General features: G+C 68.9%; 14 protein-coding genes. 7 read left to right on the forward strand and 7 right to left on the reverse strand.

Going from position 1 to position 12103, the window contains the following annotated elements:
- The first annotated feature begins 12 nt into the window (after positions 1 to 12).
- The gene (locus DIE04_RS30300) at positions 13 to 138 is read left to right on the forward strand and encodes a hypothetical protein (RefSeq protein ID WP_260439219.1); all 126 of its coding nucleotides are present in this window, start codon (positions 13 to 15) and stop codon (positions 136 to 138) included.
- Positions 139 to 273: 135 nt separating this feature from the next.
- On the opposite strand, the gene DIE04_RS29730 is transcribed toward DIE04_RS30300, so the two are convergent.
- Positions 274 to 432 carry a hypothetical protein gene (locus DIE04_RS29730; protein ID WP_185500344.1) on the reverse strand — a complete coding sequence of 53 codons (159 nt, stop codon included), beginning with the start codon at positions 430 to 432 and terminating at the stop codon, positions 274 to 276.
- Between the two features lie 612 nt (positions 433 to 1044).
- Between DIE04_RS29730 and DIE04_RS11455 the strand changes: the two genes are divergently transcribed.
- The gene (locus DIE04_RS11455) at positions 1045 to 2955 is read left to right on the forward strand and encodes a DUF3857 and transglutaminase domain-containing protein (protein WP_124521961.1); all 1911 of its coding nucleotides are present in this window, start codon (positions 1045 to 1047) and stop codon (positions 2953 to 2955) included.
- A gap of 75 nt (positions 2956 to 3030) precedes the next feature.
- The gene (locus DIE04_RS29735) at positions 3031 to 3198 is read left to right on the forward strand and encodes a hypothetical protein (protein ID WP_185500345.1); all 168 of its coding nucleotides are present in this window, start codon (positions 3031 to 3033) and stop codon (positions 3196 to 3198) included.
- Positions 3199 to 3291: 93 nt separating this feature from the next.
- On the opposite strand, the gene DIE04_RS11460 is transcribed toward DIE04_RS29735, so the two are convergent.
- A complete protein-coding gene (locus DIE04_RS11460; protein WP_124521963.1) occupies positions 3292 to 4326 on the reverse strand; it encodes an AraC family transcriptional regulator in 1035 nt (344 codons plus the stop codon).
- Positions 4327 to 4396: 70 nt separating this feature from the next.
- Here DIE04_RS11460 and DIE04_RS11465 point away from each other — a divergent pair, with 70 nt between their 5' ends.
- Positions 4397 to 5608 (forward strand): MFS transporter, encoded by a 1212-nt coding sequence (locus DIE04_RS11465; protein WP_124521965.1) that lies wholly within the window; start codon positions 4397 to 4399, stop codon positions 5606 to 5608.
- Positions 5605 to 5970, forward strand: a complete 366-nt coding sequence (locus DIE04_RS30100) for a hypothetical protein (protein WP_260426193.1) — start codon at positions 5605 to 5607, stop codon at positions 5968 to 5970. Before DIE04_RS11465 ends, DIE04_RS30100 begins: the two co-directional genes overlap by 4 nt.
- A gap of 18 nt (positions 5971 to 5988) precedes the next feature.
- On the opposite strand, the gene DIE04_RS11475 is transcribed toward DIE04_RS30100, so the two are convergent.
- Positions 5989 to 6456: a MarR family winged helix-turn-helix transcriptional regulator gene (locus DIE04_RS11475; RefSeq protein WP_124521967.1), complete on the reverse strand. Its 468-nt coding sequence runs from the start codon at positions 6454 to 6456 to the stop codon at positions 5989 to 5991.
- A gap of 82 nt (positions 6457 to 6538) precedes the next feature.
- On the opposite strand from DIE04_RS11475, the gene DIE04_RS11480 reads away from it, so the two are divergent.
- Both DIE04_RS11480 and DIE04_RS11485 read left to right on the forward strand, forming a co-directional pair.
- Entirely contained in the window at positions 6539 to 6907 is a 369-nt protein-coding gene (locus DIE04_RS11480; RefSeq protein ID WP_124487701.1) for a hypothetical protein, read from the forward strand.
- Positions 6908 to 7154: 247 nt separating this feature from the next.
- A complete protein-coding gene (locus DIE04_RS11485; protein WP_124487700.1) occupies positions 7155 to 7772 on the forward strand; it encodes a glutathione S-transferase family protein in 618 nt (205 codons plus the stop codon).
- A gap of 64 nt (positions 7773 to 7836) precedes the next feature.
- On the opposite strand, the gene DIE04_RS11490 is transcribed toward DIE04_RS11485, so the two are convergent.
- The 4 genes from DIE04_RS11490 to DIE04_RS11505 form a co-directional block, all read right to left on the reverse strand.
- Positions 7837 to 8559, reverse strand: coding sequence for an HAD family hydrolase (locus DIE04_RS11490; RefSeq protein WP_124487699.1), 723 nt, complete (start codon positions 8557 to 8559; stop codon positions 7837 to 7839).
- A 29-nt stretch (positions 8560 to 8588) separates the two neighbouring features.
- The gene (locus DIE04_RS11495) at positions 8589 to 9560 is read right to left on the reverse strand and encodes an ornithine cyclodeaminase family protein (RefSeq protein WP_124521969.1); all 972 of its coding nucleotides are present in this window, start codon (positions 9558 to 9560) and stop codon (positions 8589 to 8591) included.
- 174 nt (positions 9561 to 9734) lie between these two features.
- Positions 9735 to 10868, reverse strand: a complete 1134-nt coding sequence (locus tag DIE04_RS11500; protein WP_124521971.1) for a DSD1 family PLP-dependent enzyme — start codon at positions 10866 to 10868, stop codon at positions 9735 to 9737.
- A 113-nt stretch (positions 10869 to 10981) separates the two neighbouring features.
- A complete protein-coding gene (locus DIE04_RS11505; RefSeq protein ID WP_124521973.1) occupies positions 10982 to 11908 on the reverse strand; it encodes a LysR family transcriptional regulator in 927 nt (308 codons plus the stop codon).
- Positions 11909 to 12103: the final 195 nt, after the last annotated feature.

The raw sequence follows: 12103 nt of genomic DNA on the forward strand, positions 1-12103 counted from the left end.
GGCAACGCGACCGTGACGGGCGATGTGACGCCGACGCGCTACGACCTCAAGGGGCAATTGCACGGGCAGCATGCACAGGCCGGCGCATACACGCTCGCGTGGACGTGGCGCGGCAAGCGCGTCGGCGATTGCCATTGAACGCAACGACGCTCGACGCGCAAGCAGCCGGACCACGAGCGCCCTTCTGCGCCCGTTGATGTCCTCGAGAAACATGTGCCGCCATTCCGGGGCTGTACGCTTGAAGGGGCTCGACGTGCGCGGCGCGCTTTCCGCTTACGAATGGTGATGCGTATGCGAGCGTGCCGAGCGCTGCGACGAGCGGTGCAGCAGCCGGTCGCGCGTGCGGTCGCGGCTGCGCCGTTCCGCGAAGAACAGCACCGCGAACACGAGGACCGCGAGCATCAGGATGATCGCGACGATAGCGTTTTCCATGTCGCCTCCGGCAGGTAGGGGCCGGTGCCGCTCGTTCCGACCCCGGGCCGCGAACGCGCACACGGCGCAGCGGAAACGGGGGGCAAGAACGAGGGCCAGGCCGCGTTCGCGTCAGCATCGGCATCGCTTCGATCAGCGCGATTCCGAGCCGCGCGCCGATCGCGGCGCCGACACGTTCAGGATGCCACCGTTCGAGATGCAGCGCACCGATCGGGATCACGCCCGGCAGCGCGAACGCGATCACGAGATAACGGATTTCGAATTCGTGTCGATCGGCACGATGTCTCCATCCCCATGTCGGCGTGTCGAATTCACCCGATCGTCATGCGTTTCGGCGACCTCGCACGCGCGCGTTACGCGCCCAAATAATATGTCGCGACATGACATAAATGGCGATCGCGCAGCCAGCAGGGCGCGAAAGTTCGACAGTCATGCCTGCATGACGCATGCGCGCTTCCTCGTGCGCCCGGTGCATGGCGGCGCGGGCCGCCGCCCCGTGGCTTGACGCTCGCGGGCACGTCACCCACACTGGGTCGAACGACGGGGCGCGGCGCGCGCCAATGCGTGCCCGTTGCGTCCCGACCTGAACACGAACGCGCGGAGAGCTTCGACGTGGTGCGTTTTCCGTTCCGATCGACCGGCAGGCTGCCGGGTCGCGCCGCAACGCTCGCGGTTGCCGTGACCGCGATCGCGCTGGCGTTCGTGCGTCCCGCGTTCGCCGACGCGGGCGACGCCGCGCCCGTCACGCTCGTCAGCGACGTCCATGTATTCGTGATCCAGCACGACGGCTCGCTCGACGAGGACGACGATTCGACACTGCGCGCGAACGATGCGAACGGGATCGATGCGATCGCGCAGCGTTACGTGTGGTTCGACAAGAACCTCGAGAAGGTCGACCTGGTCGCGGCCGAGACGATCGATCGCGACGGCGTCGCGCATCCGGTCGGTCCGGAAGGTATCCGCGATGTGCAGGAGCCGCGCTCGGCCGGCGCACCGACGTTCCAGGACGGGCTGCTGCGCACCGTCGTGTTTCCCGGCGTCGAAGCCGGATCGAGCACGCGCATCGCGTTCCGCAAGTCGCGCACGAAGCCGGTCAACGCAGGTTACTTCGGCTACTACGTCGAACCGTCGCGCGAGCCGGTGGAGAACCAGCGGCTGATCTTCGACGTGCCGGCCGACATGCCGCTGCATGCGGACGCACGCGGTTACGTCGCGCTGCCGCCGGTGACCGCGAACGGCCGCACGCGCTACGCATTCGAATACCGGCACGGCACGTACGACCGGATCGAGAACGGCTCGGTCGGCTATCCGACCTACGGCGACCGGCTCGTGGTGTCCACGCTACCCGACTACGCGGCGTTCGCCGCGCGCTACCGCAACGCGGCCGTCGACCCGGGCGCAAACGATCCGGCCGTCGTGCAACTGGCGCGCGCGCTCACCGCCGGCACCGCCGATCCGCGCGATCGCGCGCGCGTCCTGTACGACTGGGTGCAGGCGAACGTGCGTTACGTCGCGCTTTTTCTCGGCGAGACGGCCGCCGCGCCGCACCGCGTGACCGACATCCTGCGCAACCGCTACGGCGACTGCAAGGACCACGTCGCGTTGTTCGGCGCGTTGCTCGCGGCGGCCGGCATCCGCAGCGAACCGGTGCTGATCAATCTCGGCTCCGTGTACACGCTGCCGTCGGTGCCCGGTTACGGCGGCGGCGCGATCAATCACGCGATCACGTGGCTGCCCGATCTCGGCGTCTACGCGGATACCACGACGGCCGGCATCGCGTTCGGCTACCTGCCGCCGATCGTGATGGACCGGCCGGCGCTGCTCGTCGACACCGGCGTGCTGTCGCGCACGCCGGCCACGCAGCCGAAGCACCGCGCCGCGCGCGTGGAGATCGATGCCGCGCAACCGGGCGCCGCGCGGTTTCATGCGCGCGTCGAGGACGACGGCTGGACCGCGGAACTCGAACGCACGCTGTTTCGCCGGGCGGCGCCCGACCGCATCCGGCAGCTCGCGAACGAACGCCTGCGGCAAAGCGGGCTGCGCGGCCGCGCGCAGATCGCGACGAGCGATCGCCGTGCGACGGACGGGCCGTTCGACGTCACGTATGCCGGCACGCTCGATCACTTCGTGTGGCCGGACGGCACGACCGCCGTGCCCGCGCTGTCGAGTCTCACGGGCGGCATCGCGACGCAGGTCGAGGGCTGGCTGGCCGAGCCCGTGCGCACGCAGCCGTGGGCATGCATCGGCGGCACGTTCGACGAGACCGGCCAGGTCGCGCTGCCGGCCGACGTCGCGGTGACCGACCTGCCGGCCGATACGGCCGTGCACGACCGTTTCGTCGAGTTCACGTCGCATTACGTATTCGATGCGGCCGCGCACGTCGTGCAGGTCAAGCGGAGGATGAAGGCCGAATTCGGCCGCCAGGTCTGCACGCCCGACGAGTTCACGGCGCTGCGCGCGTCGCTCGAACGCATCGAACGCGACACGCAGGCGCAGATCGTCGTGCGGGCCAGGCAACGTTGAAGGTCGGGCGCGGCGCACGCGGCGCCGGTGCAATCGCGCGCGCGGCCAAAGCCGGCCGGCGCGCAGGAGAGGAACATGACGGAACGGGAACACGAGATCGCCGATTTGTCGAAGGAATTGCTGGGCCGGATCGTGCAGGGCGCGGTGACGAACGGCGCGCCGGTGGATGCGCAACAGTGCGCGGCGCTGGCCGTGAAGTGCGCGACGGCGCTGATCGACGAGCTCGACGCGCGCAGCGGCTGAACGGAATCGTCACGCGCGGCGGCCGATCGTGCGATGCCGGGGCGACCCGGCAGGCGTTCGCTGCGCCGTGCGTTGCGCGTGACGCGTTACACGTCACGCATCGGCGTGCGTGTCGCCTTCGGCACGCACCGCGCCCGGCGGCCTGCCGACCACGCGCTTGAACGCGCGGCTGAACGCGGCGAGCGACCCGTAGCCGAGCCGGTACGCCACCGCTTCGATCGTCTCGCCCTCGCGGGCGATCCACTGCGCGGCGAGCCGCATCCGCAACTCGGTCAGGTAACGCACCGGCGTCATCCCGGTGGCCGCGAGAAAGCGCTCGGCGAATACCGAGCGCGACACGCCCGCTTCGGCGGCCAGTTCCGCGACGCTCCAGTTGCGCCCCGGATCGCGATGCAGCGCGACGATCGCGCGGCCGAGCTTCGGCTCGCGCAACGCCTGCACCCAGCCCGTCGCGTCGCCGCATCCGCACTCGACCCAGCCGCGCACGATGAACGCGGCGACCACGTCCGCGAGCCGCGCGAGGATGCCCGCGAAACCCGCGCGCGCGGCGCACGATTCGCGCTCCATCGCGTCGAGCATCGGGCGGATTTCCGGGTAGCGCGCGAGCAGCGTGCCGACGTGCATGAATGCCGGCATCGTCCCGACGAGCGGCTGCATGCCGCCGAGATCGAGCTCCATGCACGCGCTGAAGATCAGCGTATCGCCGGCGGCCGGCTCCGTCGCGGCGCACGTCGTCGCGCCCACCGACGCGACCGTGTCGCAGATCTTCGCGGCCGCGAAGCCGCCGATCTCGCGGCACGGCGCGTCCGGATCGGACACCAGCGCATGCGTGCGGCCGTGCGGCAGCAGGATCGCGTCGCCGGCCTCGAGCCGCACCGTCGTGCCGTCCGCGTCGCGCAGCAGCACGGGCCCGCGCCCGACGAAATGGAACTGCGCGCGGCCCGGCGCATGGCCGAAGCTCAGCCCGAACGGCCGCGGCACCTGGATCCGGCGGTACTGCACGCCGCTCAGGCGCATCCCCAGCAGCAACTCGCTGACGAGGTCGTGTACGTCGGGCACGGGGGGAAGCAAGGGCTCGGACATCGCGAGATTCGGACGATCGATCAACAAGAACGGATTGTATGTCATAGACCGTCCTGCCGCTGTTCCTTACGATACGCCCTCATCAGTACTTTCCCTAACCGACACGGAACCCCGCATGAATCCCGGAATCTCCTCGGCCGCTTCGACGGCGGCCCCCCGTGAACCGGCCTGGGGCGCGGTATTCGCGATGACGCTCGGCGTGTTCGGCCTCGTCACCGCCGAATTCCTGCCCGCGAGCCTGCTCACGCCGATGGCCGAAAGCCTCGGCGTGACCGAAGGCGTGGCCGGCCAGGCCGTCACGGCCACCGCGACGGTCGCGCTCGTCACGAGCCTGCTGATCTCGGCGCTGACGCGCACGATCGACCGGCGGCGCGTGCTGCTCGTGTTCTCGGTGCTGCTCGTCGCGTCGAACCTGGCGGTCGCGTTCGCGCCGAACCTGGCCATGCTGCTGATCGGCCGCGTCGTGCTCGGCATCGCGCTCGGCGGCTTCTGGACGATGGCGACGGCCACCGCGATGCGGCTCGTGCCGACCGCGATGGTGCCGCGTGCGCTGTCGATCATCTTCAGCGGCGTGGCGGTCGCGACGATCGCGTCCGCGCCGATGGGCAGTTATTTCGGGCACCTGATCGGCTGGCGCAACGTGTTCCTGATCGCGGCCGGGCTCGGCGCGCTCGCGTTCGTGTCGCAGGTCATGACGTTGCCGTCGATGCCGCCGAGCGGCACCACGCGGCTGCGCACGCTCGTCGACGTGCTGCGCCGGCCGACCGTCGGCCTCGGGATGTTCGCGACGATCCTCGTGTTCACCGGGCATTTCGCGTTCTTCACGTATCTGCGGCCGTTCCTCGAACAGGTCGCGGGCGTCGGCGTGAACGGGCTGTCGGCGATCCTGCTCGGCTACGGGATCGCGAACTTCGTCGGCACGTCGCTCGCCGGGCGCGTGCTCGAGCACCGGCTGCGGCCGATGCTGATCGGGATGCCCGCGCTGATGGTCGTGCTCGGCGTCGCGCTCGTCGCGCTCGGCCGCGCGCCGATGATCGACGCGGTGCTCGTCGCGTTGTGGGGGATGGCGTTCGGCGGCGTGCCGGTCGCGTGGTCGACGTGGGTCACGCGCACCGTGCCCGACGAAGCCGAGAGCGCGGGCGGGCTGATCGTCGCGGCGATCCAGCTCGCGATCGCGACGGGCGCGGCGGCCGGCGGCGTCGTGTTCGACGCGAACGGCGCGGGCGGCGTGTTCCTGGGCGCGGCCGCGGTGCTGGCCGTCGCGGTCGCGACGATCGTGACCGGCGTGCCGAAGCGGGTCGGCGTGGCACCGGCGCTGGCCGAGTGACGGATTACGGCACGCCGATGCGCGCGATCGCGCATCGGCTAGTGGCGCGGCGAGGTCGCGCCAGTCGTGCATTAGCCGGCCCGGTTCATGCGGCGTGGCGTGGCCGAGTCGATCGTATCAAGCGGATAGCGGGACAGGACGCCGCCTGGGCGATGTGCGCCGCCGGCATGGCGGCGCGACGCCCGAAGCGTGCTTTCGGCATCTGCTCGCTGTCGATGAAACCGCCGGAAACCTACGCGCTGCGGCTCGCGACCGTCATCGACGGCGCGCTCAGCAGCGGGCAGGCACTGCATGCGCACGGGCCCGTGCGCTTCCTGCAGGAATGCGCGCAACTGCTGATGCCGAAGAAGGGCCGGAAGTGAATGACGTGACGCGCCGCTTCAGCCGCGCGTAGCCGGATCCTCCGACAGCGCGCGCAACTGGCCGCGCAACACATCGACTGCTTCCGGCGCGAACGGCCGTTCGATCTCGGTATGGGTCTGCTGCCAGAGCGGGAACGCTTCGGCCAGCAACTGATGACCGGCCGGCGTGAGTTCGAGCCGGCGGCTGCGCTTGTCGTCCGGATCCGTCGTGATAGTGAGCAGCCCGCGCCGCTCGAGCGGCTTGAGCGCGGCAGTCAGCGTGGTGCGATCCATCGCGAGCAATGACGCGACCGATTTCATCGCGGCCGGCTGCGGCCGGTTCAGCGACATCAGCAGCGAGAACTGGCCGTTGGTGAGATCCAGCGGACGCAGCACATCGTCGAAGATGCGCGCGAGATTGCGCGCCGCGCGCTGCATGTGCAGGCACAGGCAGCAATCGCGCACCATCAGCGTCGTTTCGAAAGGGAGCTTTTCTTTGCGTGCCATGTTGCAATTGTGTTGATATCAACCTACTGTGTCAAGGGCGAGGTGCGGCAGCCCGCCGTGCCCGCCATCGGACGGAGGAAGCATGAGTGCTCAACAGCAGTTGTATCTCGCGGTATTCCTCGGCAGCAAGGATAGCCCGGGCATGAAGGCGTGGATGGCGTTGCCGGAGGACGAGCGGCGCACGCGGGAGCGCGAAGGGATCGCCGCGTGGCATGCGTGGGTCGAGCGGCATCGCGACGCGATCGTCGAGCCCGGCGGGCCGCTCGGCAAGACCAAGACGATCGGCAAGGGCGGCGTGACGGACACCGCCAATGCGATGAGCGGCTTCACGGTCGTGCGTGCCGCATCGCACGACGCGGCCGCCGCGCTGTTCGAGGGCCATCCGCATTTCACGCTGTTCCCGGGCGATGCGATCGACGTGATGCCGGTGCTCCCGGTACCCGGCATGTGAGCGGCGACAGGCGCTGCATGCGCGGGCGAAGCGGCCGAAGTGATCGAAGCGTTCGAAGCATTCAGATCATTCGAAGCACTCGAAGCACCCGAAGCACCCGAAGCACCCGAAGCACCCGAAGCACCCGAAGCACCCGAAGCACTCGAAGCACTCGAAGCACTCGAAGCATTCGAAGCATTCGAAGCGGCCGATTGGCCGTCGCCTGCGCGCGGCGATTTTTCCCGACATTATCGATGGAGACATTGCGATGAAGCTTTACGGATTCGCCGGCACGCGCACGCAACGCGCGCTCTGGGGGCTCAAGGAACTGGACGCGGATTTCGAGTTCGTGTCGGTCAACCTGCTAAAAGGCGAGCACAAGCGGCCCGAATTCCTGCGCCTCAATCCGGCCGGCAAGGTGCCCGTGCTGGTGGACGGCGACCTCGTGATTCCGGAGTCGGCCGCGATCGTGCTGTATCTCGCGGACAAGTACCCGGAGAAGGCGCTGCTGCCCGTCGATCTCGCTTTGCGCGCGCAGGCCTATCGATGGGTCATGTTCGCGGTGACGGAGCTTGAGCAGCCGCTGTGGCGGATTACGCGCCATTCGTTCCTCTATCCGCCGGAAAAGCGCTCGCCGGCCGATATCGAGCTGGCACGCGAGGATTTCGCGACGATGGCCGCGATCCTCGACAGGCATCTCGAAGGGCGCGAATTCATCGTCGGCGACACGCTGACGGTGGCCGATTGCGTGACGGTCTACCTGATCGACTGGGCGAGCGAATGCCACCTGATCGAACCGTTCCCGCAATTGCGTGCGTACCTCGAGCGGCTTTATGCGCGGCCGAAGGCGCCGCAACGGATCGCGGACGCACGCAAGGCGGCGTGAAGCGGCGGTCGGTCATGTCGACGGGCGTGATCGACCGCGGCCGCGCGATCTTGCGGGCTTGCGGTTACGACACCGCGTCAGGCGCACCCAGCGCGCGACACAGCACCGACAAGTCACGAACGGTCAGATGCGGCGACGGGGCACGATGCGCAGCGTGCTCCGCTTGCGCCCCTGCGTGACGCACGACCCACGCTGCCTGAAGCCCCGCATTCAACGCGCCGACGATATCGAGGTGAAAGTCGTCGCCGACGTGCAGCAGCTCCGCCGCAGGCACGCCGAGCGTCGCGGCGGCCGCATGGAAGATTTCCGGCTCGGGCTTCGCGAACCCGAACGCACGCGCGCTGAGCGTTTCACGGAAGAACTCGCCGCCGCCGGTCAGTTGAAGGTCCGCATTGCCGTTCGTCACCGCGATCAGCGGAAACCGCGCGCTCAACCACGCGAGCGCCGGCAATGCATCGTCGAAGAACTCGACCTGGTTTCGCGCCGAATAGAACACGTCGTAGGCGCGGTCGGTCAGTGAGACGTCTTCGTTCGCGCGCTGCAACGCCAGCCGGATCGATCCGATGCGCAACGCGCGATAGTCGCCGACGAGATCTGGCCGCGAGCGTTCGTATTCATCGCGCAGTTGAGCCAGCGTCTGCGACGTCGGCAGCACGCTCGCGGTATCGGGGGCGTGCGCGATCAGCCACGCATGCAGCGACGCCTCGGCCCGTGCGACGGAAGGGCCGAACGGCCATAGCGTGTCGTCGAGATCGAACGAGATGGCGGAAACTTTGGATAGACGCATGGCGATGGAAGATATCACGCCGTTGCCGTTCACCACGGCCACGGGATCGAGCGTCCCGTGCCGCGCTCGACGGCCTGCCGATACAGGAAGCGCGCCACGGTCAGGTCCTGCAGCGCGAGCCCCGTCATGTCGAATACGGTGATCTCGCCCGGCGAGCGATCGACCGACACGGTCCCGGCGAGCACGTCGCCGATTTCGGTGCGCGGCAGATCGGGCGCCCATTGGCACTCGCCGATGCCGCGCGCCTGCTCGTGATCGTCCACGAAAATGCGCGCGCGCTGCAGCACGCCTTCGGGAAGCTCGCGCTTGCCCGCGGTGTCCGCGCCGACGCAGGTCAGGTGGGTGCCGGGCTGAACCGCGTCCGCATCGAACAGCGGGCCGCCGCCCGGCGTGGCCGTGATGACCACGTCGCTGTCGGCCACCGCATCGTTTCGGTCGCGTGCGACGCGGATGTCGCAGCGTTCGCGGAATGCCGATTCGAACACCGCGTCCGCTTCGCCGCGCGCGTTCACGTACTGCACCGCGCACCGTTGCGGGAGCAGCCTGAGCGCACGGTCGAGCTGGACGCGCGCCTGCACGCCGGTGCCGAACACGCAGATGCGCGTACTGTCGCGGCGGGCCAGCGCCTGCAGGCCCAGGCCGCCGGCCGCGCCGGTCCGGGCGGTGGTGATCGCGTTGCCGTCCATGATGCAGAACGGGCGGCCGGTGGCCGGATCGAACAGCGCGATCGTCGCCTGGTGCGGCTCGCCGCCCAGGCTGCGATTGCCGGGCCAGAATCCGGCCGCCTTGAAGCCGAGCAGATCCTGGCTCGCGACGTCGCCCGACTTGATGCCGAACACGCCGCCGGTATGCAGCTTCTCGCGCACGACCGGGAACACGCGCCCCGCGCGTTGGCTGTGCAGCACGAAGGCTTCGCGGACCGCCGCCATCACGTGTTCGGCTTGAAGGGCCGGTTCGACGACATCCCGGTCGAGAAGAAGGAGGTGGGCGTCTGTCGGCATGGTGGGGGAGCCTGTCGGATGCAATGTGAATCGCGCTTTTATAGTTTGTATAGAATTGGACAAATAGTCAATGTCGGGAGGGCGGTCAGTCGGTCGCGCGCGGCGGCCGGTTGCGTCGCCGGACGTCGGCGTATCAGTTCGCCGCACCGGCGAACGCCACCGCGCCGCCTCTGCTTACCACCCATAGAAGCGCGGCCAGCTCTGCACGATGCCGTCGTCGCCCACCGCGTGGTATTCCGAATGTTGCGCGCCGGTCGCGCACGCGTGGTTCGGCAGAATCCGCAAACGGGTCCCGATCGGAAACCGCTTCGCGATATCCGTGTCCGGCGTCCCGATGCGGGACACGATGCCGTGCTCCTGATTGGCCGCGCTCATCACGTACTCGCCGAGCACGTCACCGTCGTCGCTACACACCTGCCCGTAGCCGAAATCCCGCGCCTGCCGCTGCGTGCCGCGATCGCGGCTCATCGCCATCCAGCCCGCGTCGACGATGGCCCAGCCTTTTTCTTCCTGGTGCCCGATGACGGTGGTCAGCACCGACAGCGCGATGTCGGACAGCGCGCACACGCCGACGTTGTGCATCACGAGGTCGAACAGCACGTACACGCCCGCGCGGACTTCGGTCACGCCGTCGAGACGCTCCGCGGACAGCGCGGTCGGCGTCGAACCGATGCTGACGACCGGGCAGGGCAGCCCGGCGGCCCTGAGGCGCTCCGCGGCGTGCACGGTCCGGCTGCGCTCCTGTTCGGCGATCGCGACCAGCGCGTCGCGGGTGTCGTATTCGTAGCTGGAGCCGGCGTGCGCGAGCACGCCGCCGAGCGTCATGCCGCCGTCGACCAGCGCGCGGCCGACGTCGATCAGCAGGTCGTCGTCGGGGGCGATCCCCGAGCGATGGCCGTCGACATCGACCTCGATCCAGACTTCGAAGCGCTCGCCGTGCTCGCGCCCGAACGCTGCGATCGCATTCGCGGCCTGCAGGCTGTCGGCGACGATCTTCAGGTCGCAGCCCTGCCGGCGCAACGCGAGCGCCTGGCCGAGCTTCGCGGGAATCATGCCGACCGCGTAGACGATGTCGCGCACGCCGCCCGCGAAGAACTGCTCGGCTTCCTTCAGCGTCGATACCGTGATGCCTTGCGCGCCGGCCGCAACCTGCGCGTCGACGACGTGCTGGCACTTGGTCGTCTTCACGTGCGGCCGGAACCTGACGCCGAGCGCGTCCAGACGCGCCTGCATGCGCGCGATGTTGTCACGCATGCGGCCGACGTCGATCAATGCGGCGGGGGTGTTGAGAAGGAGGGGAATGCCCATGATGCGTTGCCTCGGTGGATTGCCGACAGCGAACACAGTAGGGCGTTTGGCGCGCAGCGTGTTTAACGCATGCCAAATCGAGCATTAAGCAGCATTTAATCCCGGGACCGCGCTCATGCCTTGCCGCGCCACGGCGGCGGAGCGAGGAATTGCGTCGCGGCTTCGAGGAAAACCCGCTGCCGCGCGGAGCGGCCCGTGCGTGACGGCAGCAGCGCGGTCACGGGCGCGGGCGGCAAATGCCAGTCGGGCAGCAGCCTGACCAGCTTGCCGTTCGCCAGCAGCGGCGCGACGTCCCACTCGGAGCGCTCGACGATGCCGAGTCCGGCAAGCGCCCAGTCGGTGATGACGGTGCCGTCGTTCGACGACAGCGCGCCCGTGACGCGAATCACCGCCGATCGTCTGGATTCGCCCTTGCCGTCGCCGGCTTGCGAGAAGCGCCAGCGCGGCACGTCCTCGTCGTTCTCGCGCAGGCACAGGCAGTCGTAGTGCGCGAGGTCGGACGGATGGTCCAGTTGCTTGATGCGCCGCGCGTAACCGGGGCTCGCGCACAGGAAGCGCTCGTTGGGCGCGAGCGGATAGCCGATCCACGACGACGACTTCAGGCTGCCGACATGGATGACCACGTCGGCCCCCGACGCGCTGGTCAGCGGACTCTCCGACAGGTGCAGCGAGATTTCGAGCTTCGGATGCGCGCGTTGCACGTCGCGCACGATCCGCGCGACGTACTTGCGTCCGAAGCCGAACGGCGCGACGACGCGCAGCGTGCCCTGCACGTCGCCGTGATCGCCCGCGATGTTGCCCGGCAGCGCGTCCACGCGCTCGAGAATCTCCACGGCTTCCCGATAAAGCCGCTGACCTTCGTCGGTCAACTCGATCCCTTTCGGCTGCCGCACGGCGAGCCGGACGTCCAGCCGCGCCTCCATCCGCTGCAGGCGGATCGTGACCGCGGGCGGGGTGAGGTCGAGCAGGCGCGCGGCGGATGCCAATGAACGCGACGCGCCGATCGCGCGCACGAGGCGAAGGTCGTCGAGGTCGAGCATTGCGTGTCCTTTAATGCTGGCGTTGCCGGGCATTAAACATCACATTGCATGAAGCATGTAGCGCTACGCCGCCGCGGTCCCCATGCGGGGGCATGCGTTTCACGTCGCGCGCCCGAATTCGCGCGATTTTGGGGTGAAGGCGGTACGCCGCCGCAAGCCGCGCTGACGCGCCGCAACATCGCGGCCGACACCCGG

The organism is Burkholderia sp. Bp8994, from assembly GCF_003853805.1.
GTDB lineage: Bacteria > Pseudomonadota > Gammaproteobacteria > Burkholderiales > Burkholderiaceae > Burkholderia.

Excerpts from the sequence above, each read along its gene's own strand:
- DIE04_RS11505 (WP_124521973.1), bottom strand. The coding sequence starts at position 11,908 with ATGCTCGACCTCGACGACCTTCGCCTCGTGCGCGCGATCGGCGCGTCG.
- DIE04_RS11465 (WP_124521965.1), top strand. The coding sequence starts at position 4,397 with ATGAATCCCGGAATCTCCTCGGCCGCTTCGACGGCGGCCCCCCGTGAA.
- DIE04_RS11485 (WP_124487700.1), top strand. The coding sequence starts at position 7,155 with ATGAAGCTTTACGGATTCGCCGGCACGCGCACGCAACGCGCGCTCTGG.
- DIE04_RS29730 (WP_185500344.1), bottom strand. The coding sequence starts at position 432 with ATGGAAAACGCTATCGTCGCGATCATCCTGATGCTCGCGGTCCTCGTG.
- DIE04_RS11460 (WP_124521963.1), bottom strand. The coding sequence starts at position 4,326 with ATGACATACAATCCGTTCTTGTTGATCGATCGTCCGAATCTCGCGATG.
- DIE04_RS11475 (WP_124521967.1), bottom strand. The coding sequence starts at position 6,456 with ATGGCACGCAAAGAAAAGCTCCCTTTCGAAACGACGCTGATGGTGCGC.
- DIE04_RS11490 (WP_124487699.1), bottom strand. The coding sequence starts at position 8,559 with ATGCGTCTATCCAAAGTTTCCGCCATCTCGTTCGATCTCGACGACACG.
- DIE04_RS11495 (WP_124521969.1), bottom strand. The coding sequence starts at position 9,560 with ATGCCGACAGACGCCCACCTCCTTCTTCTCGACCGGGATGTCGTCGAA.
- DIE04_RS29735 (WP_185500345.1), top strand. The coding sequence starts at position 3,031 with ATGACGGAACGGGAACACGAGATCGCCGATTTGTCGAAGGAATTGCTG.
- DIE04_RS11480 (WP_124487701.1), top strand. The coding sequence starts at position 6,539 with ATGAGTGCTCAACAGCAGTTGTATCTCGCGGTATTCCTCGGCAGCAAG.
- DIE04_RS11500 (WP_124521971.1), bottom strand. The coding sequence starts at position 10,868 with ATGGGCATTCCCCTCCTTCTCAACACCCCCGCCGCATTGATCGACGTC.